20 protein-coding genes are annotated in these 25,106 nt (G+C 70.9%); 11 read left to right on the plus strand and 9 right to left on the minus strand.

Annotated elements, in window-relative coordinates; genetic code table 11:
* Positions 1-74 precede the first annotated feature (74 nt).
* From RM788_RS13285 to RM788_RS13295, 3 genes are read left to right on the plus strand one after another with little or no spacing between them, the layout of a single operon-like run.
* The gene (locus tag RM788_RS13285) at positions 75-1,928 is read left to right on the plus strand and encodes an ArnT family glycosyltransferase (protein WP_315931944.1); all 1,854 of its coding nucleotides are present in this window, start codon (positions 75-77) and stop codon (positions 1,926-1,928) included.
* 38 nt (positions 1,929-1,966) lie between these two features.
* Positions 1,967-3,220, plus strand: a complete 1,254-nt coding sequence (locus RM788_RS13290) for a bifunctional glycosyltransferase family 2/GtrA family protein (RefSeq protein WP_315931945.1) — start codon at positions 1,967-1,969, stop codon at positions 3,218-3,220.
* Positions 3,217-5,076, plus strand: a complete 1,860-nt coding sequence (locus tag RM788_RS13295; RefSeq protein ID WP_315931946.1) for an ArnT family glycosyltransferase — start codon at positions 3,217-3,219, stop codon at positions 5,074-5,076. Before RM788_RS13290 ends, RM788_RS13295 begins: the two co-directional genes overlap by 4 nt.
* 157 nt (positions 5,077-5,233) lie before the next feature.
* Here the strand turns inward: RM788_RS13295 and RM788_RS13300 are convergent, their stop codons facing one another.
* Positions 5,234-6,256, minus strand: a complete 1,023-nt coding sequence (locus RM788_RS13300; protein WP_315931947.1) for a LacI family DNA-binding transcriptional regulator — start codon at positions 6,254-6,256, stop codon at positions 5,234-5,236.
* 206 nt (positions 6,257-6,462) lie between these two features.
* Here RM788_RS13300 and RM788_RS13305 point away from each other — a divergent pair, with 206 nt between their 5' ends.
* From RM788_RS13305 to RM788_RS13325, 5 genes are read left to right on the plus strand one after another with little or no spacing between them, the layout of a single operon-like run.
* Positions 6,463-8,118 carry a glycoside hydrolase family 13 protein gene (locus RM788_RS13305; protein ID WP_315931948.1) on the plus strand — a complete coding sequence of 552 codons (1,656 nt, stop codon included), beginning with the start codon at positions 6,463-6,465 and terminating at the stop codon, positions 8,116-8,118.
* Positions 8,119-8,139: 21 nt separating this feature from the next.
* Positions 8,140-9,501 carry an ABC transporter substrate-binding protein gene (locus RM788_RS13310; protein ID WP_315931949.1) on the plus strand — a complete coding sequence of 454 codons (1,362 nt, stop codon included), beginning with the start codon at positions 8,140-8,142 and terminating at the stop codon, positions 9,499-9,501.
* An 11-nt stretch (positions 9,502-9,512) separates the two neighbouring features.
* Positions 9,513-10,475 carry a carbohydrate ABC transporter permease gene (locus RM788_RS13315; protein ID WP_315931950.1) on the plus strand — a complete coding sequence of 321 codons (963 nt, stop codon included), beginning with the start codon at positions 9,513-9,515 and terminating at the stop codon, positions 10,473-10,475.
* The gene (locus tag RM788_RS13320; RefSeq protein WP_315931951.1) at positions 10,472-11,335 is read left to right on the plus strand and encodes a carbohydrate ABC transporter permease; all 864 of its coding nucleotides are present in this window, start codon (positions 10,472-10,474) and stop codon (positions 11,333-11,335) included. The genes RM788_RS13315 and RM788_RS13320 overlap by 4 nt, the downstream gene beginning before the upstream one ends.
* Before the next feature lie 24 nt (positions 11,336-11,359).
* Complete coding sequence (locus RM788_RS13325; RefSeq protein ID WP_315931952.1) at positions 11,360-14,260, plus strand: CBM35 domain-containing protein; 2,901 nt, start codon at positions 11,360-11,362, stop codon at positions 14,258-14,260.
* A gap of 82 nt (positions 14,261-14,342) precedes the next feature.
* Here the strand turns inward: RM788_RS13325 and RM788_RS13330 are convergent, their stop codons facing one another.
* Positions 14,343-15,227: an SDR family oxidoreductase gene (locus tag RM788_RS13330; RefSeq protein WP_315931953.1), complete on the minus strand. Its 885-nt coding sequence runs from the start codon at positions 15,225-15,227 to the stop codon at positions 14,343-14,345.
* A gap of 51 nt (positions 15,228-15,278) precedes the next feature.
* Here RM788_RS13330 and RM788_RS13335 point away from each other — a divergent pair, with 51 nt between their 5' ends.
* Complete coding sequence (locus RM788_RS13335) at positions 15,279-15,920, plus strand: TetR/AcrR family transcriptional regulator (protein WP_315931954.1); 642 nt, start codon at positions 15,279-15,281, stop codon at positions 15,918-15,920.
* Positions 15,921-16,150: 230 nt separating this feature from the next.
* On the opposite strand, the gene RM788_RS13340 is transcribed toward RM788_RS13335, so the two are convergent.
* The 5 genes from RM788_RS13340 to aspS form a co-directional block, all read right to left on the minus strand.
* Complete coding sequence (locus RM788_RS13340) at positions 16,151-16,597, minus strand: DUF6069 family protein (RefSeq protein ID WP_315931955.1); 447 nt, start codon at positions 16,595-16,597, stop codon at positions 16,151-16,153.
* 131 nt (positions 16,598-16,728) lie between these two features.
* On the minus strand, positions 16,729-17,073 hold the full coding sequence (locus tag RM788_RS13345) for an STAS domain-containing protein (protein WP_315931956.1): 345 nt from the start codon (positions 17,071-17,073) through the stop codon (positions 16,729-16,731).
* A gap of 312 nt (positions 17,074-17,385) precedes the next feature.
* The gene (locus RM788_RS13350; RefSeq protein WP_315931957.1) at positions 17,386-18,585 is read right to left on the minus strand and encodes a hypothetical protein; all 1,200 of its coding nucleotides are present in this window, start codon (positions 18,583-18,585) and stop codon (positions 17,386-17,388) included.
* Between the two features lie 141 nt (positions 18,586-18,726).
* On the minus strand, positions 18,727-19,668 hold the full coding sequence (locus RM788_RS13355; protein ID WP_315931958.1) for a DUF389 domain-containing protein: 942 nt from the start codon (positions 19,666-19,668) through the stop codon (positions 18,727-18,729).
* Entirely contained in the window at positions 19,669-21,474 is a 1,806-nt protein-coding gene (gene aspS / locus RM788_RS13360) for an aspartate--tRNA ligase (RefSeq protein ID WP_315931959.1), read from the minus strand.
* Positions 21,475-21,605: 131 nt separating this feature from the next.
* Here aspS and RM788_RS13365 point away from each other — a divergent pair, with 131 nt between their 5' ends.
* Complete coding sequence (locus tag RM788_RS13365; RefSeq protein ID WP_315931960.1) at positions 21,606-22,265, plus strand: peptidylprolyl isomerase; 660 nt, start codon at positions 21,606-21,608, stop codon at positions 22,263-22,265.
* Here RM788_RS13365 and RM788_RS13370 read toward each other — a convergent pair.
* Positions 22,252-23,022 carry a class I SAM-dependent methyltransferase gene (locus RM788_RS13370; RefSeq protein ID WP_315931961.1) on the minus strand — a complete coding sequence of 257 codons (771 nt, stop codon included), beginning with the start codon at positions 23,020-23,022 and terminating at the stop codon, positions 22,252-22,254. The genes RM788_RS13365 and RM788_RS13370 overlap by 14 nt on opposite strands.
* A 143-nt stretch (positions 23,023-23,165) precedes the next feature.
* Here RM788_RS13370 and RM788_RS13375 point away from each other — a divergent pair, with 143 nt between their 5' ends.
* Positions 23,166-23,561 (plus strand): hypothetical protein, encoded by a 396-nt coding sequence (locus RM788_RS13375; protein ID WP_315931962.1) that lies wholly within the window; start codon positions 23,166-23,168, stop codon positions 23,559-23,561.
* 206 nt (positions 23,562-23,767) lie between these two features.
* On the opposite strand, the gene RM788_RS13380 is transcribed toward RM788_RS13375, so the two are convergent.
* Positions 23,768-24,973, minus strand: a complete 1,206-nt coding sequence (locus tag RM788_RS13380; RefSeq protein ID WP_315931963.1) for a S8 family peptidase — start codon at positions 24,971-24,973, stop codon at positions 23,768-23,770.
* Positions 24,974-25,106 lie beyond the last annotated feature (133 nt).

Consider the following 25,106-nt stretch of genomic DNA (forward strand, 5'->3'; position numbering starts at 1 on the left):
CAACACCCCCCTCACACAGCTCCCACACAGCAAAGCCACAAGGACCACCCAGCCGCGCCCACGAACCTCGACCCATGACGGTCGTCGACTCCCAAGCCCCAGCCTCCCTCGCGCCGCCGCCCCACCCCACCCCCGAGCCAAGATCCCCCCGCTGGGCACGCCCCGCGCTCCTGGTCCTCCTGGGCGCGACCGCACTCCTCTACCTCTGGCAGCTCGGCGACTCGGAGTGGGCCAACGCCTACTACTCCGCCGCCGCACAGGCCGGTTCCCAGAGCTGGGAGGCCTGGTTCTTCGGGTCCACCGACTCCGCCAACTCCATCACCGTCGACAAGACCCCGGCCGCTCTCTGGTTCATGGGCCTCTCCGCCAGGGTCTTCGGCGTCAACGCGTGGAGCATCCTCGTCCCCCAGGCCCTGATGGGCGTCGGCAGCGTCGGACTCCTGCACGCCGCCGTGAAGCGCACCTCGGGCCCGGCCGCCGGACTGACCGCGGGCGCGGTGCTCGCCCTCACCCCCGTCGCCGTCCTCATGTTCCGCTTCAACAACCCCGACGCACTCCTCGTGCTCCTCCTCGTCGCGGGCGCCTACTGCACGATCCGCGCCACCGAGAAGGCCAGCTGGAAGTGGCTCGCGCTGGCGGGCGCGGCCGTCGGGTTCGCCTTCCTGGCGAAGATGCTCCAGGCCTTCCTCGTCCTCCCGGCGTTCGGCCTCGGCTACCTCTTCTTCGCCCGCGCCACCATCACCAGGAAGCTCCTCCACCTCGCCACCGCCCTGGGCGCGATGATCGTCGCCGGCGGCTGGTGGGTGGCGGTCGTCGAACTCGTCCCGGCGAGCGCCCGCCCGTTCATCGGCGGCTCGCAGACCAACAGCGTCCTCGAACTCACGTTGGGCTACAACGGTTTCGGCAGGCTCACCGGTGACGAGGTCGGCAGCGTCGGCGGCGGCGCGGGCGGCGGCTGGGGGTCCACGGGCTGGGCGCGGCTGTTCGGCAGCGAGATGGGCAGCCAGATCGCGTGGCTGCTCCCCGCCACGCTGGTGCTGCTGATCGGCGGCTGGTGGGCCGCGCGCGGCCAGGCCCGCACCGCGCTGGTGGTCTGGGGCGGCTGGCTGCTCGTCACGGCGGCCGTGTTCAGCTACATGAACGGCATCATCCACGGCTACTACACCGTGGCGCTGGCCCCCGCGATCGGCGGCGTGGTCGGCGTCGGCGCGGCCGCGCTGTGGCAGCGGCGGCAGGACCCGATGGCGCTGGCGGCCCTCTCCGGCGCTGTCGCGCTGGCCGGGATCCAGGCGTACCTGCTGCTGAACTCCTGGTCGTCCACGTTCGCGATCGTCGTGATCGCGCTCGGTTTCATCGGCGCCGCCGGGTTCTTCTTCAGCCCCAAGGTGTTCGTCCCCATCGCACTGGTCGCCGCGCTCGCCGGTCCGGCCGCCTACGCGGTCGCCACGGCCACCACCCCGCACACCGGCGCCATCCCCACCGCGGGTCCGGCGGGCACGGGCGGCGGGTTCCGCGGTGGCGGCGGCGGCACGGGCGGCGCGATGCCCGGCGGTGGCGGCGGCATGGGCGGTCTGCTCAGCGCCCCCACGCCCGGTGCCGAGCTGGTCTCGTTGCTGCGGAGCGGTTCCCAGACGTGGGCCGCGGCCGCCGTGGGCTCGAACAACGCCGCCGGCTACCAGTTGGGCAGCGGGATGCCCGTGATGGCCGTCGGCGGCTTCAACGGCACCGACCCCGCCCCCACGCTGGCCGGGTTCCAGCAGCTCGTGGCGGACGGGAAGATCCACTACTTCATCGGCGGCGCGGGCATGTCCGGGTCGACCGGGAGCGACGACGCGCAGGAGATCGCCGCCTGGGTCGCGCAGGGCTTCGAGGCCACCACGGTCGACGGCGTCGCCGTCTACGACCTCACAGTCGGCGCACAGCGATGACACACGAAGCACCCAGCCCCGACCCCGAAGTTGGGCTCATGACACTCACGACGCTGCGGCCCGGTGCGAGTCCCATCGCGACGAACACCAAGACCCCCGTCCTGGACGTGGTGGTGCCGGTCTACAACGAAGAGGTCGACCTCGGGCCGTGCGTGCGCAGGCTGCACGCCGAGATGACCCGGAGCTTCCCGTACCCGTTCCGGATCACCATCGCGGACAACGCCAGCACGGACGGGACCGCCGCGGTCGCGCAGGAGCTCGTCGGGGAACTCGCCGAGGTCGTCGTGGTGCACCTGGAGCAGAAGGGCCGCGGCCGGGCGCTGCACCAGGTCTGGCTGGGGTCGGACGCGCCGGTGCTGGCCTACATGGACGTCGACCTGTCGACGGACCTGGCCGCGCTGCCGCCGCTGATCGCGCCGCTGATCTCCGGCCACTCCGACATCGCGATCGGCAGCAGGCTGGCCCGCGGCGCGCGGGTGGTCCGCGGGCCGAAGCGCGAGTTCATCTCCCGCTGCTACAACCTGCTGCTGCGCGGCACGCTGGCCACCCGGTTCTCCGACGCGCAGTGCGGGTTCAAGGCGATCCGCGCGGACGTCGCGAAACGGCTCCTGCCGCACGTCGTGGACACCGGCTGGTTCTTCGACACCGAACTGCTGGTGCTCGGCGAACGCGCGGGCCTGCGCATCCACGAGGTCCCGGTGGACTGGGTGGACGACCCGGACAGCCGGGTCGACATCGTGTCGACCGCGATGGCGGACCTCAAGGGCGTGGCCAGGCTCGGCCGGGCGCTGGCGACCGGCAAGCTGCCCATCGCGGAGCTGCGCCAGGCGCTGGGCCGCGAGCCGCTGGAGAGCGCGACCCCCGGTGTGCCGACGGGGCTGCTGCGCCAGCTGGTGCGGTTCGCCGCCATCGGCGTGACCAGCACGTTGGCCTACCTGCTGCTGTTCCTCCTGCTGCGCGGCGGTCTGGGCGCTCAGGGCGCGAACCTGGTGTCGCTGCTCGTCACGGCCATCGCGAACACCGCCGCCAACCGCCGGTTCACCTTCGGGGTGCGCGGGCGCGGCGGCGCGGGCAAGCACCAGTTCGAAGGCCTCATCGTGTTCGGGCTCGGGCTCGCGCTGACCAGCGGATCCCTCGCCCTGCTGCACAGCTCCACCGATCCCGGCCAGGTCGCCGAGGTCGTCGCCGTCGTCGGCGCCAACCTGATCGCCACCGTGTTGCGCTTCCTGCTGCTGCGCAACTGGGTGTTCCGTCCGCGTACCGCTGCGATTCCCCTGGAGAACGAGTCATGACCACGACGCTGGCGCCGAGCGCGACTACCGTCGCCCCCGTGGAAGCGAAGCCGGACCCCTCGCCGAAATGGGTGCGCCCCGCGTTCTTCGCCCTGTTGGCGGGTACCGCGATCCTGTTCCTGTGGAACCTGTCCGCCTCGGGCTACGGCAACGGTTTCTACGCCGCCGCGACCCAGTCCGCCACGCAGAGCTGGAAGGCGTGGCTGTTCGGGTCGCTGGACTCGGGCAACGTGCTGACCGTCGACAAGCCCCCGGCGTTCCTGTGGGTCAGCGGGCTGTTCGCCCGGATCTTCGGGTTCTCCACCTGGACCGTGCTGGCACCGCAGGCGCTCGAAGGCGTGGCGGCCGTGGCGCTGGTGTACGCCACGGTGAAGCGCACGTCGGGCCCGGTCGCCGGGCTGCTCGCCGGCGCGGCGCTCGCGCTGACCCCGGTAGCGACGCTGGTGTTCCGGTTCAACCTGCCGGACGCGCTGCTGGTGCTGCTGATGACCGCCGCCGCGTACTGCGTGGTGCGGTCGCTGGAGAAGGCGAGCCCGTGGTGGCTGGTGCTGGCGGGCAGCGCGGTCGGGTTCGCGTTCCTGGCCAAGATGGGGCAGGCGCTGCTGGTGCTGCCCGCGCTCGGCCTGGTGTACCTGATCGCCGCGCCGACCTCGATCGGCAAGCGGCTGCTGCACCTGCTCGGCGCGGCCGTGTCGATGGTCGTGTCCGCGGGCTGGTTCATCGTGCTGGTCGAGCTGTGGCCCGCGGATTCCCGCCCCTACATCGGCGGGTCGACCAACGACAGCCTGTGGGAGCTGGCCGTCGGCTACAACGGTCTCGGACGCCTGTTCGGCCAGGGTGGCGGCGGTGGCGGCGGTGGCGGCGGTGGCATGGCCGGTGGCGGCAACACCGGGTTCGGCGGCGCGTCGGGGATCGGCCGGATGTTCGGCGCCAGCTTCGGCTCCGAGGTGTCCTGGCTGCTGCCGGCGGCGTTGATCGGCCTGGTCGCCGGGCTCTGGTTCACCCGTCGGGCGCCGCGCACCAGCCTGACGCGCGCCGCGCTGGTCCTGTGGGGCGGCTGGATGGTCGTCACCGCCCTGGTGTTCAGCTTCATGAGCGGGATCATCCACCCGTACTACACCGTCGCGCTGGCGCCGGGGATCGTCGGCACCGTCGCCATCGCCGGTCGTGAGCTGTGGCGGGGCCGGGCGCACACGCCCGCCCGCGCGACGCTGGCCGCGATGATCGCGGTGACCGGTTTCTGGGCGTTCATCCTGCTCAACCGGGTGCCCACGTGGCTGCCGTTCGTGCGGTGGGTGATCGTCGTCGCCACCGTGGTGATCGCGACCGTGGTCGCGCTGGGCGTGCCGCTGGCCCGCAAGGTCCTGCTGGCCGCGCTGCTGACCGTCGGCCTGCTCGGCACGGTGTCCTACTCACTGGCCACCGCGGCGACCGCGCACAGCGGCTCGATCCCGACGTCCGGTCCGGCCGGTTACGCCTCCGGCGGGTTCGGCGGCGGGATGGGCGGTCCCGGTGAGGAGGAGTCGTCCGGCGGGAGCGAGCTGACCAAGCTGCTCCAGGCCACCACCGGCACGTGGGCGGCCGCGACCGTCAGCTCGCAGAGCGCCGCGAGCCTGGAACTGAGCTCCGGCAAGGCCGTCATCGGGATCGGCGGCTGGAGCGGCTCCGACCCGGCCCCCACCCTGACCGAGTTCCAGCAGTACGTCGCCGACGGCCGGATCGGCTACTACGTGCCCGGCGGCCGCGGCGGCGGCGGCATGGGCGGCGGCGGGGACACCGACATCTCCACCTGGGTCACCGCCAACTTCACCCCCCTCACCGTCGACGGCACCACCATCTACAAGCTCACCCCCTAACCCCTCGCGAGTCGAACCTCCAGACACCCCGTGTCGAACCTCCAGGCACCCCGAACCCCTCACTCAGGTAATCCGAGTCCCCCGGCTCGGGTGTCCGGGTGAGGGGTTCGGGGTGTCTGAGCGTTCGACACGGGGTGTCTGAGCGTTCGACTCGCGGTTAGGGGCGGGGGCGGGTGGTGGAGGCGCGTTCGACGAGGTCGACGCTGATGGTGACGGGTTTGCGGGGTTGTTTGCCGGTTTCGATGGAGCCGATGAGCATGCGGACGGCGGTGGCGGCCTTCTCGCCGATGTCCTGGGCGATGGTGGTGAGCTTGGGGGTGACGTAGGCGCACAGGTCGAGGTTGTCGAAGCCGATGACGGAGACGTCGTCCGGCACGGAGGCGCCGCTGTCGGCGACGCCCTCCATGATCCCGATCGCGAGTATGTCGGCGGTCGCGAACACCGCGGTCGCGGTCGGGTGCGAGGCGAGCAGCCTGCGACCGACCTCCAGGCCGTCGGCGTGGGTCGTGTTGACCGTCTCGATCAGGTCGGTGTCCCGGGTGAGACCGGCGTCGGTGAACGCCTGGAGGAACCCCTCGAACCGCTGGTGCACCACGCCGACGTCGGAGAACGCGGGCCCGGCGAACAGGATCCGGCGGTGGCCGAGCGCGATCAGGTGCTCGGCGGCCAACCGCGCGCCCGCGAAGTCGTCGGCGCGGACGCCCGTGGTGATCCGGTTCTTCGAGTAGCTGTCGACGGCCAGCACCCGGACGCCGCCGATCGTGGCCTTGCTGAGCCGGTCCAGCTCCTCGTCCAGGAACCCGAGCAGCACCGCGCCGTCCAGGCTCCACGACTGGAGCGCCTCGGTGACCTCGTCGGGGTGCGCGATGCCGCGCAGCAGCAGGTGGTAGCCGCGCTTGCGCAGCTCGCGCTCGATCTGGCCCGCGATGGCCACGTTGTGCGGGCTGATCATCATGCTGTCCTCGTCGGCCGCCGGGACCAGCAGCCCGATCAGCCTCGACGACTTGGCGGCGAGGCTGCGCGCCGACGCGCTGGGCACGTAGCCGCGCTCCGCCACGATCCGCCGCACGCGCTCGATGGTCTCCGGCGAGACGCGCGCCTTGTTGCCGTTGACGACGTTCGACACGGTCATCATGCTCACGCCCGCCTCGTCGGCGATGTCCCGCAGGGTGACCCGCACCTGTCGAACTCCTCTCGTCCTGGCACCCAGGATACGACTCCCGCTTCACGGCGAAGACCGCTTCCACCGTTGACAGGGTGCCGGGGGTCACACTACCGTCCGACTAGGTGGAGCGCTAAACCTAATCCGCGAATCCGGCGGCCGGAGCGTCCACAGTGGTAAGTCCCGACGGTACGTCCCGACCAGTCGTCCATGGATGGAGCTTCGTGAGCACCAGCACATCGACCTTTGTCCGCAACGCTTCCGGCGCGTCGGCCGGGTGGTGGCGCAACGCGGTGATCTACCAGGTCTACCCGCGCAGCTTCGCCGACGGCAACGGCGACGGCACCGGCGACCTCGCCGGGGTGCGCTCGCGACTGCCCTACCTCAGCGCCCTCGGCGTCGACGCCATCTGGTTCACGCCCTGGTACTCCTCACCACTGGCCGACGGCGGGTACGACGTCGCCGACTACCGCGCGATCGACCCGGCGTTCGGCACCCTGGAGGAGGCCGAGTCGCTGATCGCCGAGGCCGCCTCGCTGGGCATCCGCACGATCGTCGACATCGTCCCCAACCACGTGTCCGACCAGCACGAGTGGTTCAAGGCGGCACTGGCCGCCGAGCCGGGATCGCCTGAGCGCCAACGGTTCTGGTTCCGCGAGGGTCGAGGACCGGACGGTTCCGGGCCGCCGACGGACTGGATCTCCAGCTTCTCCGGCGGCACCTGGACGCGGACCACCAACAGCGACGGCACGCCCGGCGAGTGGTACCTGCACCTGTTCGCCCCGCAGCAGCCGGACCTCAACTGGAACCACCCGGACGTGCGGCGCGAGCACGAGGACGTGCTGCGGTTCTGGTTCGACCGCGGGGTCTCGGGCATCCGGATCGACTCGGCGACCATGCCCGTCAAGGACGAGAGCTTCCCGGCGCTCGTCGGCGAGCAGGCTCCGGGGCAGCACCCGTTCGTCGACCGCGACGGGCTGCACGACATCTACCGCGGCTGGCGCGCGGTCGCCGACTCCTACGAGGAGCCCAGGATGCTCGTCGGCGAGATCTGGCTGGCCGACCAGCAGCGGTTCGCCCGCTACCTGCGCCCCGACGAGATGCACACGGCGTTCAACTTCGACTTCATGATGCGCCCGTGGGACGCGGCCCAGCTGCGCGAGTCCATCCAGTCCACAGTGGACGCCCACCGCCCGGTGGACGCGCCGCCGACGTGGACGCTGTCCAACCACGACGTGACCCGGCCCGCGACCAGGTTCGGCCGCGAGGACAGCTCGTTCGGCTTCGCCGCGCGGCGGTTCGACATCCCGACCGACCTGGCCACCGGGCAGCGCCGGGCACGGGCCGCGGCCCTGCTGACCGGTGCGCTGCCGGGATCGCTGTACCTGTACCAGGGCGACGAGTTGGGGCTGCCCGAGGTCGAGGACCTGCCGCGCGGCGCGCTCCAGGACCCCATGTACTTCCGGTCCGAGGGGATCGACCCCGGTCGCGACGGCTGCCGCGTGCCACTGCCGTGGACCGCCGACGGGGCGACGTTCGGGTTCGGTGACGGCACCGCGCCCTCGTGGCTCCCCCAGCCCGTGGGCTGGGGCGGGTACTCGGTGCAGGCGCAGCAGGACGACCCCGGTTCGATGCTCTCGCTCTACCGCTCGCTGCTCCAGGTCCGGCGGTCCGAACCCGCGCTGCGCGGCGAGGACTTCGCCTGGACCGACTCCCCCGACGGGGTCATCGCGTTCCGGCGCGGCGAGGACCTGCTGTGCCTGGTGAACCTGGGCCCGACGGCACTCGCACTGCCCCCGCACTCCTCCGTCCTGCTCGCCAGCGGCGACCTGGCCGCCGACTCCCTTCCGACCGACACGGCCGTCTGGCTGCGTACCTGATTCACGCCCTTTGGAGGGACGATGAGGTCCTCGAAGTCCATCGCTGTCCTGGCGATCGCCACCGCCGCCGCGCTCGCCGCGTGCTCAGGTGGCGGTGGCGCCGAGAGCGCCGACGGCAGAACCCTGGTCAACGTCTCGCTCGACCCCGGTCTGGAACAGGGTGCGATCGACGCGTTCACCACGCGGGTGTCCCAGTTCGAGGCGGCGAACCCGACCATCGACCTGGTGCAGCACGAGTACAAGTGGGACGCGACGACGTTCACCACGCAGCTCGCGGGCGGCACGCTGCCCGACGTGTTCACCGTTCCGTTCACCGACGGGCGGGGGCTGATCGAGCGCAAGCAGATCGCCGACATCAGCGGGCAGGTCGCGGAACTGCCGTACGCCAAGAGCTTCAACGACAAGATCGCGCAGGCGGGTTCCGCGGCGGACGGCAAGATGTGGGCGGTGCCGATCGCCGCGCACGGCCAGGCGCTGCACTACAACCGCACGCTGTTCACCCAGGCCGGGCTCGACCCGGACAAGCCCCCGACCACGTGGGACGAGATCCGCAGCGCCGCCAAGCAGATCTCCCAGCGCACCGGCCAGGCCGGGTACGCGATGATGACCAGCGGCAACACCGGCGGCTGGATCGCCACCACGATGGACTACGCGTTCGGCGGCCGCACCGAGGAGCTCGACGGCGACAACGCCAAGTCCACGGTGGACACGCCTGAGATGGTCAAGGCGCTGCAGACCGTGCGGGCCATGCGCTGGGACGACAACAGCATGGGCTCGAACTTCCTGTACGAGTGGGGAACCATCAACCAGGACTTCGCCGCGGGCCGGATCGGTATGTACATCTCGGGCGGCGGCAACTACGGCTCCCTGGTCGCGCAGAACGCGATGAAGGCCGACGACTACGGTGTCGCCGCGCTTCCGCTCGCCAGCGGCTCGGACTCCGGCGTGCTCGGCGGCGGGACGCTCGCGGCGGTCAGCGCCAAGGCCCCCGACAAGGTCAAGGCCGCGGCCGTGAAGTGGATCGACTTCTACTACATGGAGAAGCTGACCGACCAGGACGCGGCGGTGGCCGACGCGAAGTCCACCGCGGACTCCGGGCAGGCCGTCGGGTCGCCCGAGCTGCCGGTGTTCGACAAGGCCACCTTCGACAAGAGGCTCGGCTGGATCCAGCAGTACGTCAACGTGCCGCTCAAGCAGATGGCGCCCTACACCGACAGGATGTTCGACCAGCCGCTGGTCCCGGAGCCGACCCGCTCCACCCAGCAGGTGTACGCGCTGCTCGACCCGGTGGTGCAGTCCGTGCTGACCGACAAGGGCGCCGACGTGGCCGCGCTGCTGAGCGGGGCGCAGACGCAGGCACAAGCCCTGCTGGACAAGAAGTGACGGCCCCACCCATGGCGGATCGGGGGGTGCTGCCCGCCGCGGCTCCCCCGCCCGCCGCACCCGCGCGCCGCAGGACCCGGCGCTCGCCTGCCTCCTGGGTGCGCGGGGGCGGGCTGGGCACCCTGGTGTTCCTCCTGCCGATGCTGGCCGTGTTCGGGCTGTTCTCCTGGTCGCCCATCGTCCAAGCGGTGGTGATGAGCTTCCAGGAGACGAACCTGGTCACCGCGCCGACGTTCGTCGGGCTGGACAACTTCCGCGCGGTGCTCGACGACCCGCTGCTCTGGACGGCGGTGAAGAACACGCTGTGGTTCGCCGTGCTGGCGCTGCTGCTCGGCTACCCGGTCCCGCTGCTCGCGGCGGTGCTGATGAGCGAGGTCCGCCGGTTCAAGGGCCTCTACAGCGCGCTGGCCTACCTGCCGGTGGTGATCCCGCCGGTGGTGGCCGTGCTGCTGTGGAAGTTCTTCTACGACGCCAGTCCCACCGGCGTGTTCAACACGATGCTCGGCGCCGTCGGGATCGGCCCGGTGCCCTGGTTGCAGGACGCGGGCACGGCGATGGTGTCGCTGGTCATCGAGGCGACCTGGGCCGCGGCGGGCGGCACGATCATCATCTACCTCGCCGCGCTGACCGGCGTCCCCCCGGAGCTGTACGAGGCGGCGGAGATCGACGGCGCCTCGGTGTGGGGCAAGGTCTGGCACGTGACGATCCCGCAGCTGCGGGGCGTCCTGCTGATCACGTTCATCCTCCAGATCGTGGGCACGGCGCAGGTGTTCCTGGAGCCGTTCCTGTTCACCGGCGGCGGGCCGGCCAACGCCACCACCACCGTGCTGCTGCTCATCTACAACTACGCCTTCGCCAACAGCCTCGGCGGTGACTACGGCTCGGCGACCGCGTTGAGCCTGGTGCTCGCCGCGGTGCTGGCCGTCCTGTCCGCGATCTACTTCCGGCTGACCCGCTCCTGGAGCGCCTCATGAGCGACCGCGGTGTGCTCTCGACGTTCGACTGGCGCAAGCCCCGGATCCGCGGCACCGCGGGTGTGGTGCACGCGATCCTGCTGGTGCTGCTGTTCATCGCCGGACTGGGCCCGATGCTGTGGCTCGCGAAGGCGGCGATCACGCCCACGCAGGACACCCTGCGCCACCCGCTCGCCCTGTGGCCCAACGGGTTCGACTTCGCGAACCTGGCGACGGCGTGGACGAGGGTGCAGATCGACAAGTACTTCCTCAACACGGTCTGGATCGCCGCCGGGTCCTGGCTCGTGCAGATCGTCGTGGCCACGACCGCGGGGTTCGCCCTGTCCGTGCTGCGGCCGCGCTACCGCAAGGCCCTTAGCGGGGTCGTGCTCGCGACGCTGTTCGTGCCCGCGGTCGTGCTCCTGGTCCCGCTGTACCTGACCGTGGTCGACATGTCCATGGTGAACACGTTCTGGGCCGTGTGGCTGCCCGCAGGCGCGAACGCGTTCAACATCCTGCTGGTGCAGCGGTTCTTCGACAACCTGCCGCGCGAGGTCTTCGAGGCCGCGCGCGTCGACGGGGCGGGCCCGTTCCGGCTGTTCTGGTCGGTCGTGCTGCCGATGTCCCGGCCGATCCTCGGGGTGGTGTCGGTGTTCGCCGTCATCGCCGCGTGGAAGGACTTCCTCTGGCCCATGCTCGTCCTGCCCGACCCGGCCGTCCAGCCGCTGTCGGTGCGGCTGCCCGCGTTGCAGCGCTTCATCGAGCTCGACGTGTTCCTCGCCGCGCTCGCCATCTCCACGGTCATCCCTGTCGCCCTGTTCCTCGCCTTCCAGCGCCTGTTCCTCAACGGCGGCGCGCTGTCCGGTGCCGTGAAGGGCTGAAACCACAACGGAACGGAAGTCATCGTGAAACCAACAAGGCGCCACGGACGTCGCCTCGTCACCCTGCTGGCCATCACAGCCCTCGCGCTCTCGCCACTGGCGCCCGCCAACGCGGCCACCACCCGTGTCGAGGCCGAGCGCGCGACCCTCTCCGGTGGCGCGGTCGTCGCGACCGACCACACCGGTTACAGCGGAACGGGATTCATCGGCGGATTCACCGACGCCAACAGGGGCAGCGCCAAAGCGGCGTTCACCGTGGCCGCCCCCGCGACGGGCAACTACGGCCTCGGCCTTGGCTACGCCAACGGCACCGGATCGGCCAGGACCCTGACCCTGACCGTGGACGGCGCCTCGCCGCGGCAGATCAGCCTGCCCGCCACGGCGAACTGGGACAGCTGGGCCACCGCGTCCACGACGGTCGCGCTGACCGCCGGTTCGCACTCGGTCGCCTACAGCTTCGGGTCGGCCGACAACGGCAACGTGAACGTCGACTTCCTCGACGTGACGGCGAGTTCACCCGGTGACGGTCCGGCCGCGGGTCCGCTGTTCGAGGCCGAGCGCGGCACGCTGTCCGGTGGGGTGGTCGTCGCGACCGACCACACCGGCTTCACCGGCACCGGTTTCGTCGGCGGCTACACCGACGGCAACAAGGGCGGCGCGAAGACCGCCTTCGGGGTGTCCACCACCAGCGCGGGCGAGAAGTCGCTCGGCGTCCGGTACGCCAACGGGACCGGGGCGGTGATGACCCTTTCGCTCTACGTCGACGGGACCAAGCTGCGCCAGATCTCCCTGCCCGCCACCGCCAACTGGGACACCTGGGCGACGGCGACCGAGTCGGCCACGTTGACCGCGGGCAACCACACGGTCGCGATCGCCTTCGACAGCACGGATTCCGGCAACGTCAACGTGGACAGCCTGACCGTGACTTCCGTGGTCGTCGGACCGCCCGCCGGTCCGGGTGAGGCCGAGTCGGCCTTCCTCTCCGGTGGCGCCACCGTCGGCAACTCGACGTCCGGCTTCAGCGGCCCCGGCTACGTCTCGGGCTTCGGCACGAGCGGCGCCCGCCTGGTCCGCACGGTCGCCATGGCCAACGCGGGCACGGCGACCGCCACGATCCGGTTCAACAACAGCGGCGGCGCGAGCCGCACGCTGGGCGTGTCGGTCAACGGCCGCGACGCCGGGACCGCGACGCTGACCTCCGGCGCCGACTGGCGCACCACGACCGTGTCCGTGCCGCTGCGCGCGGGCGTGAACACCCTGGCGCTCACCGGAAACGGTGGTGACGCGCTGGTCGACAGCGTCGTGGTCGCGAACGAGACCGCGCCGGCGACCCGCGGGGCGACGCTGCCCTACACCGAGTACGAGGCGGAAGCGGGCAGCACCAACGGATCCGTGCTCGCGGCCGACCGCACGTTCAAGACCGTGCAGTCGGAGTCCAGCGGCAGGCGCGCGGTGCGCCTGACGACGGGCCAGTCGGTCAGCATCACGCTGACCAAGCCCGCCAACGCGGTCGTCGTCCGCTACTCCATCCCGGACAGCGCGGACGGCGCGGGCCAGACCGCCCCGCTGGCCCTGTACACCAACGGCGCCAAGAAGCAGGACCTCGGCCTGACCTCGGCGTTCAGCTGGGTGTACGGCAACTACCCGTACACGAACACCCCGTCGGAGGGCAACGCCCACCACTTCTACGACGAGACCCGCGCGCAGATCGGCGACCAGCCCGCGGGCACGGTCGTCAAGCTCCAGAAGGACTCCGGCTCCGCCGCGTACGTCGACGTCGACCTGATCGACGCCGAGGTCGCCCCGGCGGCCGCCGCCGCTCCCGACGGCGCCCTGAACGTCACGTCCTACGGCGCCGTACCGAACAACGGTTCCGACGCCACCGCGGCGATCAGGTCCGCCATCGCGGCCGCGTCGGCGCAGAACAAGCCGCTGTTCATCCCGGCGGGCACGTTCCGGATCACCGCGGCGATCAACGTGGCCAACGTGAGGATCTTCGGCGCGGGCCCCTGGCACACGGTCATCCAGGGCACGGCCAACCGCGGCGGGTTCTTCGCCACCGGCGGCAACGTCACCATCGCCGACCTGGCGATCTTCGGCGACGTGCGGTCGCGGCTGGACAACGCCTCGGACGCGGCGATCGAGGGCAACTTCGGCACCGGATCGCTGTTGCAGAACGTCTGGACCGAGCACACCAAGGTCGGCATGTGGCCGGATTCCGGCACGAACGGCCTGTACGCGGTCGGGATGCGCGTCCGCGACACCTTCGCCGACGGCGTGAACATCCACGCCAAGGACGGGATCGCCACGACGAACGTCCGGATCGACCAGTCGTCCTTCCGCAACACCGGTGACGACGCGCTCGCGATGTTCTCCGAGAGCGCGGCCGTCACGGGCAGCGCGTACACGTTCAACACGGTGCAGTCCCCGTTGCTGGCCAACGGGATCGGCGTCTACGGCGGCAGCGGCAACCGGGCGGAGGACAACCTGATCTCCGACACGGTGACCGCGTCGGCCGGTATCGCGATCAGCACCAGGTTCAACCCGATCGCGTTCTCCGGCACGACATCGGTGCGGCGCAACACGTTGCTGCGCACCGGCGGGTACGAGCCGAACTGGAACTCGTACTTCGGCGCGCTGTGGATCTACGCCGACACCAAGGACATCACGACCCCGGTGGTGGTGTCGGACATGACGATCACCGACAGCACCTACCAGGGGATCCTGGTGAGCTTCCAGAAGACGGTGACCGGTCTCAGCTTCGACCGGGTGACCGTCAACGGGGCGGGCACGTACGGGATCGAGCTGAACGCGGCGGGCAGCGCGTCCATCTCGAACACGACCGTGACCGGTGCCCGGTCGGGCGGGTTGCTCAACTCGACCGGCTACACCCTCAACAGGGGAAGTGGGAACTCGGGCTTCTAGCCCTCACCGCGGCCACCCGTCCCCTGCGGCGGGTGGCCGCACCCACGTCCGAGGCGCCCGGCTCGCCGGAAGGCGCTTTCCGTCATCCGCTGTGCGCGGGCACGGCCGCCGCGGGCTGCTGGCGGCGCAGGTTGGCGGCGAGGACGCGGTCGAGCGTGCGGTCGGACAGCACCCTGGTCAGGCGGGTGATCACGGCGGCCGGTTTGCCGATGGCGTAACGGGTGCGCGGTTTGCGAGCCGTCACGACCTTCGCGAGGACCCGCGCGGCGACCTCGGCGCTCACGCCCGCTTCCGTGCCCGTGGCCATCAGCGCGTTGGTCGCCCGCACCATGTCGCCGTAGCGCCCCTCCTGCTCCGCAGTCATCCCGGCGGCCAGGTCGTTCGCCGTCGCGACCCCGCGGTTGGCGATCTCCGTGCGCACGCCGCCGGGCTCGACGACGATCACGTGCACGCCCAGCGGCTCGACCTCCCGGCGCAGCGAGTCGCTGACCGCCTCCAGGGCGAACTTCGCGCCCGCGTACGCGCCGTAGGTGGCCATGGCGACCTTGCCGCCGATCGAGCTGATGTTGATCACCCGCCCCTTGCTCGCCAGCAACGCGGGGAGGAGTGCCTGGGTGATGGCGACGTGGCCGAACAGGTTGACCTCGAACACCCACCGCCACCGGTCCATCGGCAGGGACTCGACGGGGCCGTTCACCTGGATGCCGGCGTTGTTGATGAGCGCGTGCAGCGGGCGCGGGTCGGCGGTGATCCGCTCGGCGAGGGCCTCGACGTGCTCGGGCTCGGTGATGTCGAGGATGACCGGTTCGACGCCTGCCGCGCGGATGGTGTCGGCGTCGCGGTCGCGTCGCACGCCAGCCAGGACGTGGAACCCCCGGTGGGCGAGTTCACGGGCGGTCGCCGCGCCGATGCCGGTGGAGGCTCCGGTCACGGCCACCAGCTTCTTGGTTTCAGATGACGTTGTCACCTCTACGAGGGTACCAGTTCAGATGACGACGTCAACTGTAGGATGGGCGACATGGTCACCCGCGCGGATTCCGCCGCCGCTACCCGCCGTGCCCTGCTCGACGCGGCCGCCGAACTCCTGGATCTCGGCGGTCCCGAGGCGGTCACCCTGCGGGAGGTGGGCGCGCGGGCGGGGGTGACACGGGGGGCGCCGTACCGGCACTTCGCGGGTAAGGACAGCCTGCTGACGGCTGTGGCGGCCGAGAGCTGGGAACGGATCGGCGACCGGGTGCGGGCTTTGAGGGCCGATCCGGCGTTGTCGGCCGCCGAGAGGCTGCGCGGTGCTTTGCACGCCCAGATCGACGTGGGGCGGGATCAGCCGCATCTGTACCGGATGCTGTTCCGGCGGCGGGGGGATCGGCCGGAGGAGCGCGGTGATGGGGTCGAGCGTGCTCGGGTGCAGCTTTGCGGGCCAGAGGGGGATCCGGAGGCGGCCGTTCGTGCGGCTGGGCGGTTCCAGGAGGAGTTCTTGGGTGTGGTGGCCGCGGTGGTGGGGGAATCGAACGCGGGGCGTTATGGCGCGTTGTTGGTGACCAGCGCGCACGGGATCGTGGATATGGGGATCAGTGGTCACCTTGATACGGAGCTGTGGCGTATCAGTGCTGAGGAGTTGGTCGACACCCTTGTCGGGATGGTTGTGGATGCGACGGCTTAGGTTTGTTGTTCAGGGAGCGTCGGATCCGAGGTCTCCGGGTGCGGCCGGCTTGACTTGGGGCCCCTTTTTTGGGCCTGGTCGGGCTGAAAGGGCAGGTGGTGGAGATGCCCGCCGACAAATTGCAGGCCCAAAAACCCCAAGTCAAGCCGGCCGCACGGCGGACGAGCGCTGCTCGGCGGGTGGGTGGTTGGGCGATTCTTCCCGGTGTCAGCGCGGTTGGGCGAGCTTGTTCAGGCCTGATCGGTTTGGCGGACCGGCATGAAGTAGTTGAACGCTGCGACGCCGACTGCGGCGACGACGATGTGCATGACCATGAGTGCGGCTACGGCGCCCCAGGTCGTTCCGGGCTGGGCTTTGCTGATGCCGGTCATGATGTCCGGTACGAAGCTGACCAGGACGACGATCGGGACGCCGATGCGGAGGAATCCGGCGGGGTTCGCGGCCTTGGCGCGGACGACCGCCCAGGCGATGCCGCCGATCAGCAGGCCCAGCACGCTCAGGAAGGTGTACGCGGGCAGCATCAGGGGTGGGAACTCGTCCGAGGCGCCCGCGCCGTGGGCGACGGCGGCGATGACGGCGTCCAGTGCGACGGACACGATCGCCGCGCTGACGATCGACACCGGCAACGCGACTCCGGTGCTGCGCGTGCGAAATGAGCCGGTGGTGAGCTGGGACATGACACTCCTGCGGTGGAGGCAGCACGAAAACGGCCGCCGGGTTTCAAGGTCACCTCGAACCTACCGGTGAAGCTTGAAAGTTCAATCTTTTCGGCGGAAGCATGTCCCTTTCGTGCCACGGCGCGTCCCGGCTAGCAGGCGGCCGCCTCGTCCACCGCCCCCATGATCACGAACTCGCGCAGCAGGTCGGTCAGCTCCAACGGTCGCAGCACGACCTTGGAGTCCGCGACGAGCCGGAACGGGAGGCCGCGGGTTCGGCAGGCCTCGCGCAGTTCCAGGAGCATGGTCAGGCCGGTCGACCCGAAGAAGGTGACCCGCGTCAGGTCGAGCACCAGCGGGCCGTCGTGGCCCTCGAAGGCTCGGCCTATCGCGCTTTCGACGCCCGGCACGGTGTCCATGTCGAGCTCTCCGACAACCTCGACGACCAGGCAGTCGCGGACAACACGCGCGACCGCGTCGACATCCGAATAATCCACAACCATCGCCCCGACCGGTCGAGAAGCACCTGCGATTCGCGGCTGTCTGCTCAACCACACCGAGCGTAACCCCACCGGGGCCGGTCGGCTGTTTCGAATCGATTCAGAATCGGAATCGGCGCGGATGATCCGCGCCACCGAACGGGAAGAGGTCGCGCCCGCGGCGCCACGACCAGGGGATGCCCTTCACCAGGGCCCAGGCGGCGTGGCGCAGCAGGGTGCCGACGGCGGTCAAGTTGCCCAATACCACGCCGCTGCGGTCGCGCAGGTGGATGTCGGTGGGGTGGAAGTGCGGCGAACGCCGCGTGCCGGCTACCGGAACGCCGGGTAGAGCTGCAGGTTCATCGCCTTGTCGCCGTAGGTCTCCACGAGCGCGGCGATGACGGCGTCGGCGTGCTCGACGATCTCGGTCACGTGCAGCGAGGCCGCGTCGGTGCGCAGCCGCGTCCAGCGCGCGGTGAGGATCGTGCTGCGCGGCGGCGCGTCCCGGCGGCGGTGGCCGGTGTGCTCGGTGGCGGTGAGCTTGGGCAGCGCGCGCCACGTGGACAGCCACACCCACAGCAGCTGGGACTCCAGCAGGCGCGGCAGGAACACCGCGTCGTCGTCGAGGTCCGGCCACACCGAGCCGACCTCGGCGCGCCACGCGGCGACCATGGCCTCGGACATGCCCGCGGGCAGGCCGTAGGCGCACCAGCAGGACGGGAACGGCACCCGCAGGCAGGCGGCGTCGAACACGATGTCGCGGACGCAGCCGCCCTCGAAGTCGAGGAACCGCACGCCCTTGCCGGTCACGAGGTGGTTGTCCGGGCACGAGGTGGACGGGCTGAACGCGCGGCGCCGGGACGACACGAACCCCTTGACCGAGGCCGCGGCGAACTCGCGGGCCTTGGTCGAGGTCTCGACCTCCAGTTCGCGCTCCAGCAGGTCGGGCAGGCCCGCCAACGCTGCGTGCACGTCGACGGCCACCGGGTCCTGGCAGCACTGGGTGCCCTGGCGGCGCATCAGCGCGTCGAAGTCCGCGTCGCGGCCCGCCGTGGTGGCGTGCAGCCTGCCCATGGCGTGCGCCCACGACAGCAGCCCGCGTTCGGCCGCGCGGGCGTCCTGCCCGAGCAGCTTGTCCGCGAGGCGCGGGGCCTTGCCGAGGTCTTCCAGCACGACCAGCCGCTTGCGGATGTCGTGCGCGACCAGCTCGGGGGTCAGGCGCTCCTCGGAGGGCAGCGCGGTGAGGAGCTGGTGGCTGACGGTCTCGTGCGCGAACGGGTCGCGGTCGGCCGCGGCGGGCGGGTAGCGCTTCACCACCAGCGTGCGCGGCAGGGAGAACGGGGTGGCCGCCACCCGGACCCGGACGACGACGGACCGGCCTGCTCCCCCGAGGTCCTCGGGATCGGCAAGCCTGATCTGTGCCCCGAACCGCCCGCTCAGCACCGACTGCGCGGCCGCCACCGCTTCCGCGATCCCGGGGGCGGCTTCGTCGCCGACGTGCGGTGAGCCGGCGGTGATCTCCACGCTCATCCCTTCCGACCCTACTCCGAATGGCCATGACGGCGTCGTGCCTGACAGAAGTCGGTTGGGCATCGTGACGGTAGTGCTCAACCAGCAATGACTACCACTACTTGTCGGTAACGACTACGAACCATACGAGATGTGGCACCGTCATCCGGTCGACAACGGTCTTCCGGGGTCGTCCACCCGGTTCTTCCGGCTCCGCGCCGCCAGGACCAGCGCCGCCGCGACGACGATGCCGACCAGGTTCACGACCAACTGTCCCGCCGACTGCGCGCAGCGTTCCCATTCCCCGAGAACGGCGGCTACGGCGGCGTAACCCGCCGCCGGGACGGTGGTGACCGAGATGAACACGCCGACGAGCGCGGCGGATTTCGCCGACGTCATCGACAGCATGCCCGCCGCGCCCGCGAGGAGCGCCACGATCAGCGAGAACGGGCCGACGGTGTAGACGAAGTCGAAGTCGTGCTGGCCGATCACCGTCTGCCGGTCGTACAACCCGGCGAACGACCCGAGCAGCGCGCCGACGACCGTGATCACCATCGCGATCGGGAACCCGACGACCAGCGCGGCGGTGGCCCGGCGGACCAGGTCCCAGCGCTTCAGGACCAGGCCGACCGAGACCGCCGCGAGCGGGCCGAACTCCGGGCCGACGACCATCGCGCCGACGAGCGTCACGGTCGAGTTGGTCACGACGCCGACGGCCGCCAGCAGGCAGGCGATGGTGAGGAACGCCAGGAACGTGGCGTTGAGCCGCGACTCCTCGCCGGTGCGGGACAGCAGTTCGTCCCACACCACGGCGTCCGCGGCCTCACCGGGCGCGGCCAGTTCGGCCTCGTCGGCCGCGTCCGACAGCGCCGTGTCGATCTGCTCCAGCGTCACGCCGCCGTGCTTGTCGACCCCCAGCGCGCACAGGGCGGCCACCACCTCGTCGGTGGCCTCCCGCGCGACGTCAGCCTCGACGACGTCACCGGGAGGCTTGACCGCCGCCCCGCGCAGCAGCAACACGTGCGTCACGCCGGGGTGTTCCTCCAGCACGGCCAAGACCCGGTCGGTGACGTCGACCGGGCTGACCGCGCGCAGGTGGAGCACTTACTTGTCGGTTCCGGACTTCTCGGCGGAGGCCTTGTCCGCCGCGGGCTTCGCGTCCACGCCCGCCTCCTTGCGCTGCAACGCGGTGATCGGCGCCGGAGCCGCCGTCAGCGGGTCGTAGCCGCCGCCGGACTTCGGGAACGCGATCACGTCGCGGATCGAGTCCGTGCCGGACAGCAGCATGGCGATGCGGTCCCAGCCGAACGCGATGCCGCCGTGCGGCGGGGCGCCGAACTTGAAGGCGTCGAGCAGGAAGCCGAACTTCTCCTGCGCCTCCTCCGGCCCGATGCCCATCACGTTGAACGCGCGCTGCTGCATGTCGGCGCGGTGGATACGAATGGAGCCGCCGCCGATCTCGTTGCCGTTGCAGACGATGTCGTAGGCGTAGGCCAGGGCGTTGCCGGGGTCCTCCTCGAACCGGTCCCGCCACTCCGGGGTGGGCGAGGTGAACGCGTGGTGCAGCGCGGTCCACTTGCCGCCGCCGACGGCGACGTCGCCGTCCTTGAGCTTCTCCGCCGACTCGAACATCGGGAAGTCGACGACCCACACGAACGACCAGGCGTTCTCGTCGATCAGGCCGGTGCGGGACGCGATCTCGACGCGCGCGGCGCCGAGCAGCGAACGGGCGCCGTCCGGGTCACCCGCCGCGAAGAAGACGCAGTCGCCGGGGTTCGCGCCCGCGGCCTTCGCGAGGCCCTCGCGCTCGGCCTCGGACAGGTTCTTGGCGACCGGGCCGCCCAGCGTGCCGTCCTCGGCCACGAGCACGTAGGCCAGGCCGCGGTGGCCGCGCTGCTTCGCGAACTCCTGCCAACCGTCGAGCGTGCGACGGGGCTGGTCGGCACCGCCGGGCATGACGACCGCGCCGACGTAGGGCGCCTGGAAGACCCGGAACGGGGTCTCCTTGAAGTAGTCGGTCAGCTCGACCAGTTCGACGTCGAAGCGCAGGTCGGGCTTGTCGGAGCCGTACTTCGCCATGGCGTCGGCGTAGCTGATGCGGCGGAACGGCTGGGGCAGCTCGTGGTCCGCGAGGCCCTTCCACAGCGCGGAGATGATCCGCTCGCCGAGCGCGATCACGTCGTCCTGCTCGACGAAGCTCATCTCGACGTCGAGCTGGGTGAACTCCGGCTGGCGGTCGGCGCGGAAGTCCTCGTCCCGGTAGCAGCGGGCGATCTGGTAGTACCGCTCCATGCCGCCGACCATCAGCAGCTGCTTGAACAGCTGGGGCGACTGCGGCAGGGCGTACCAGGAGCCGGGGCGCAGGCGCGCGGGCACCAGGAAGTCGCGGGCGCCCTCCGGGGTGGACCGGGTCAGCGTCGGGGTCTCGATCTCGACGAACTTCTCGGCGTGCAGCACCTCGCGGGCGATGCGGTTGGCCTCGCTGCGCGCGCGGATCGCCTTGGCGGGGCCGCTGCGGCGCAGGTCCAGGTAGCGGTGCTTGAGGCGGGCCTCTTCACCGACCTCGAGGTGGTCGTCGAGCTGGAACGGCAGCGGGGCGGACTCGTTGAGGACGTCCAGCTCGGTCGCGTAGACCTCGATGGCGCCGGTCGGCAGGTCCGGGTTCGCGCTGCCCTCGGGGCGCGCGGTCACGTCGCCGACGATCTTCACGACGAACTCGGAGCGCAGCCGGTGGGCGCGCTCCGCCATCTCGCCCTCGCGGAACACGACCTGGGCGACCCCGGAGGCGTCGCGGAGGTCGATGAAGATGACCCCGCCGTGATCGCGCCTGCGGGCCACCCACCCGGTCAGGGTGACGGACTGCCCGGCGTGCTCGGCCCGGAGCGTCCCGGCCTCGTGCGTGCGCATCACGGGTGCTGCTCTCCTCGTGTTCGTCTAGCTGACTGGCGACTGGCGGTCAAGGCTAGCCAACACCCCCGTGGGCATGGCCAGCAGGTTTCGGATCCACTTGTGGGTGACGCCCGAAACCGTAGGATCCCGGCGTGCGCAAACCGCTGCTGGTGATCGTCTCCGTCGTGCTGCTGGCCTCGGGCTGCGCGACCAGCGTGACCGGGAGGCCGGTCGCCGGTCCGGCGCCCGCCCCCGAGGCGGGCCAGTGCAAGTACGGCGACGACAACTCCCCCGGCGCGGCCAAGCCGTTCGGGAAGCCGGGGGCCGACCCGGACACCGGGGTGTCCACGATCGCCCTGAACACCAACAAGGGCGCGCTGACCATCCAGCTCGACCCGACGCAGGGCATCTGCTCGGTGCAGAGCGTCCGGTTCCTGGTGGCGAAGAAGTTCTACGACGGCTCCACCTGCCACCGCCTGACCACCAACCCGAGCCTCGGCGTCCTCCAGTGCGGCGACCCGACCGGCACCGGGACCGGCACGCCCGGCTACCAGTTCGACGACAAGCTGCCCGCGCGCGGCGCCTACCAGCGCGGTGTCGTCGCGATGGCCAACGCCGGGCCGGGCACCAACGGCAGCCAGTTCTTCATCGTGCACGGCTCCGCCCAGATCGACCCGGACTACCCGGTGGTCGGCAAGGTCACCGCCGGGATGGAGATCGTGGACCAGATCGTCGCGGGCGGCGTCAAGGGCGGCTCGCAGGACGGCCAGCCCGCCACGCCGCTGTCGATCACCACCGCTACCGGGAAGTGACGGCCAGCCGCACCCGGTAGGTCCACCACCACGTCTTCACGACCGGCAGCCGCCGGTTCGCGACCTCGTGCAGCTTGTCGAGGCCGATCTGCTCGTCGCTGTACCCGGCCTTGCGCAGCGCCATCGACCCGCTCTGGCTCAGCGCCAGCTCGTAGAGCCTGCGGGCGTCGCCGGACTCCTTGGCGTGCAGGCAGATCTCGGTGACGTGCTCGAAGAGGCCGCTGGCCCGCAACCGCTCCACGTGCTCCGACTTGGCCTTCGGCGGCTGGAGGTCCGGCCCGTGCTCCACGCCGCGCAGGTGCTCCTCGAACTCCGCCCAGCCCGCGTCGACCTCCCAGTCCACGGCGGGCGGCCAGTCGCAGTCGAACGCGGCGAACACCCCGCCGGGCCGCAGGATCCGGGCGATCTCGGGGAACGCGGTGTCCGGGTCGAACCAGTGCAGCGCCTGGCTCGCCGTGACCACGTCGGCGCAACCGGCGGGCAGCCCCGTCGCCTCCGCCGTGCCGTCGACGACCTGGAAACGCGCCGGGTCCAGCCGCTGGTGGGCCAGTTCCCGCATGTCCGCCGACGGCTCCACGGCGATGGCGCGGTCCCACAGCAGCGTCGCCCCGCCGGTCCCGGCGCCGAGGTCGACGACGTCCGGGTCCTCCACCCCGACCCACTGCCGGACCAGTTCGACGATCTCGGCGGGCGGCTTGGGCCGCGCCCGGTCGTAGAGCTCGGCGAATCCGGCGAAGCGTTCTGCGGAGTCGGTCATGGCACCGATCCTGCCGGCTCCGGCGGTTCCCGGCCGGTCGGCGCTGAGCCGTCCGGCCGAATCACTTACGGCGACTGCGGATCAGCGCGCCGGTCGTTCCCCGCGCCCTTCGCACGGCGGTCCGGTTGCGGTAGGAATCCGGCATGGCAGAGCCACGTCCCTCCGCGTCGTCCCCGGCACCCGATCCGTCCCGGCGGAGGCCCGCGGTCGTCACCGGCCTGGTGGTCCTGCTCGCCGTGTACACGTCGGCCCGGTCGCTGATCGGCGTGATCGACTGGGTCGACCGGGCGCGCGGGGGCGTGGACCTGGCAGATCCGGCGCTGCTGTCGGCGATCGTCACCGTGCTGGCGGGCGTGGTCGCCCTGGCCGGCCTGCTCGGGGCGTGGTCCACCCGGCGCTGGGGCCCCCGCCTCTACGCGGCCGCCACCGTCACCAGCCTGCTTGGCGCCGTCTTCCTGCACCAGGCGGTCACAGTGCCCGCCGTCGCGGGCGCCGTCATCGCCATCGGGTTCTGGCGCTACGCGGAAACCACCTGGTAGCAACACATTCCACACAAAGACTCGCGAGTCGAACCTCCAGACACCCCGTGTCGAACACTCAGACACCGAGAGTCGAACCTCCAGACACCCGGTCCGTCACTCGGACATTTGCCATCGTCCGCGTGGGGGGTGTCTGGAGGTTCGACTCGGGGTGCCTGGAGGTTCGACACGGGGTGTCTGAGGGTTCGACTCGCGAAGGGGTGGGGTTAAGCGGTGGGGGCTAGGAAGAGGAGGCGGTTGGGGGAGCCGGTGCCGGGGTTGGTGACCTTGTTGGGGGTGGCGGCGGCGACGAGGGCGGAGGAGACCTGGGCGGGGGTGGCGGTGGTGTGGGTCTGGAGGTAGCGGGCGGCGACACCGGCGACGTGCGGGGTGGCCATGGAGGTGCCGCTGATGGTGTTGGTGGCGGTGTCGCTGGTGCCCCAGGACGAGGTGATGCCGCTGCCGGGGGCGAAGAGGTCCAGCACCGACCCGAAGTTGGAGTAGCTGGCGCGGGCGTCGGTGCGCTCGGTGGCGCCGACGGTGATGGCCTGCGTGACGCGGGCCGGGGAGAACGTGGACGCGTTGGCGTTGCTGTTGCCCGCCGCCACGGCGTAGGTGACGCCGGAGGCGATCGAGCGGCGCACGGCGTCGTCGATGGCGGTGGACGCGCCGCCGCCGAGGCTCAGATTGGCGACGGCGGGCTTGACGGCGTTCGCGGTCACCCAGTCGATGCCCGCGACGACACCGGCGAGCGTGCCGGAACCGGCGTTGTCCAGCACGCGGACCGCGACGACCTTCGCGCCCTTCGCGACGCCGTACTGGCTGCCCGCGATGGTGCCCGCGACGTGCGTGCCGTGGCCGTTGCCGTCCTGCGCGACGGCGTCGTTGTCGACGAAGTCACGGCCGTTCGCCGCGCGGCCGCCGAACGTCTGGTGGCTGATCCGCACCCCGGTGTCGATCACGTACGCCGTGACGCCCGCACCGGTGGAGGTGTAGCTGTAGGACGAGTTGAGCGGCAGGCTCGCCTGGTCGATCCGGTCCAGGCCCCACGACGGCGGGTTCGCCTGCGTGGTCTCGACGTGGAACACCTGGTCCTGCTCCACGTACTCGACGGCCGGGTCGGCCGCGAGCCGCTTCGCCTGGGACTCCGAGAGCTCCACGCTGAAACCGCGCAGCGCGCTGCCGTACACGCGGTCCACGGCGCCACCGAAACGGGCCGCCACGGTGTTCGCCGTGGCCTCCGTGCTCGACAGCGCCGCGGGTGTGTCCTTCAGCTTGACGACGTAACTGCCCGACACCTTCTCCTTGGCGTCGGCGGAACGGATCTCGCCGGTCGCGGCCTGCGCCGGGGAAGCCAGCAGGGTTACCGCCGTGGTGACCATCGCGGCCACCCCGACACCGGCCAGGAACCGCACCTGTCGTGACTCTCGCATTCGTGAACCCCATTCTCGGATTGTGTCCGCCACCGCCGCAGGGAGGGGAAGTAGCTGGTCACGACCCTAGACAGCCAATGAGAACGAGGGGAAGGCCGAAAGATTGCCAGTCCACGCGAGATGTCAAAACATG

It is taken from the genome of Umezawaea sp. Da 62-37, from assembly GCF_032460545.1.
Lineage (GTDB): Bacteria > Actinomycetota > Actinomycetes > Mycobacteriales > Pseudonocardiaceae > Umezawaea.

Bases quoted from the DNA above. Each gene is read 5' to 3' on its own strand.
- RM788_RS13285 (WP_315931944.1), top strand. From the start codon at position 75: ATGACGGTCGTCGACTCCCAAGCCCCAGCCTCCCTCGCGCCGCCGCCC.
- RM788_RS13290 (WP_315931945.1), top strand. From the start codon at position 1,967: ATGACACTCACGACGCTGCGGCCCGGTGCGAGTCCCATCGCGACGAAC.
- RM788_RS13295 (WP_315931946.1), top strand. From the start codon at position 3,217: ATGACCACGACGCTGGCGCCGAGCGCGACTACCGTCGCCCCCGTGGAA.
- RM788_RS13310 (WP_315931949.1), top strand. From the start codon at position 8,140: ATGAGGTCCTCGAAGTCCATCGCTGTCCTGGCGATCGCCACCGCCGCC.
- RM788_RS13315 (WP_315931950.1), top strand. From the start codon at position 9,513: ATGGCGGATCGGGGGGTGCTGCCCGCCGCGGCTCCCCCGCCCGCCGCA.
- RM788_RS13320 (WP_315931951.1), top strand. From the start codon at position 10,472: ATGAGCGACCGCGGTGTGCTCTCGACGTTCGACTGGCGCAAGCCCCGG.
- RM788_RS13335 (WP_315931954.1), top strand. From the start codon at position 15,279: ATGGTCACCCGCGCGGATTCCGCCGCCGCTACCCGCCGTGCCCTGCTC.
- RM788_RS13340 (WP_315931955.1), bottom strand. From the start codon at position 16,597: ATGTCCCAGCTCACCACCGGCTCATTTCGCACGCGCAGCACCGGAGTC.
- RM788_RS13350 (WP_315931957.1), bottom strand. From the start codon at position 18,585: ATGAGCGTGGAGATCACCGCCGGCTCACCGCACGTCGGCGACGAAGCC.
- RM788_RS13370 (WP_315931961.1), bottom strand. From the start codon at position 23,022: ATGACCGACTCCGCAGAACGCTTCGCCGGATTCGCCGAGCTCTACGAC.
- RM788_RS13375 (WP_315931962.1), top strand. From the start codon at position 23,166: ATGGCAGAGCCACGTCCCTCCGCGTCGTCCCCGGCACCCGATCCGTCC.
- RM788_RS13380 (WP_315931963.1), bottom strand. From the start codon at position 24,973: ATGCGAGAGTCACGACAGGTGCGGTTCCTGGCCGGTGTCGGGGTGGCC.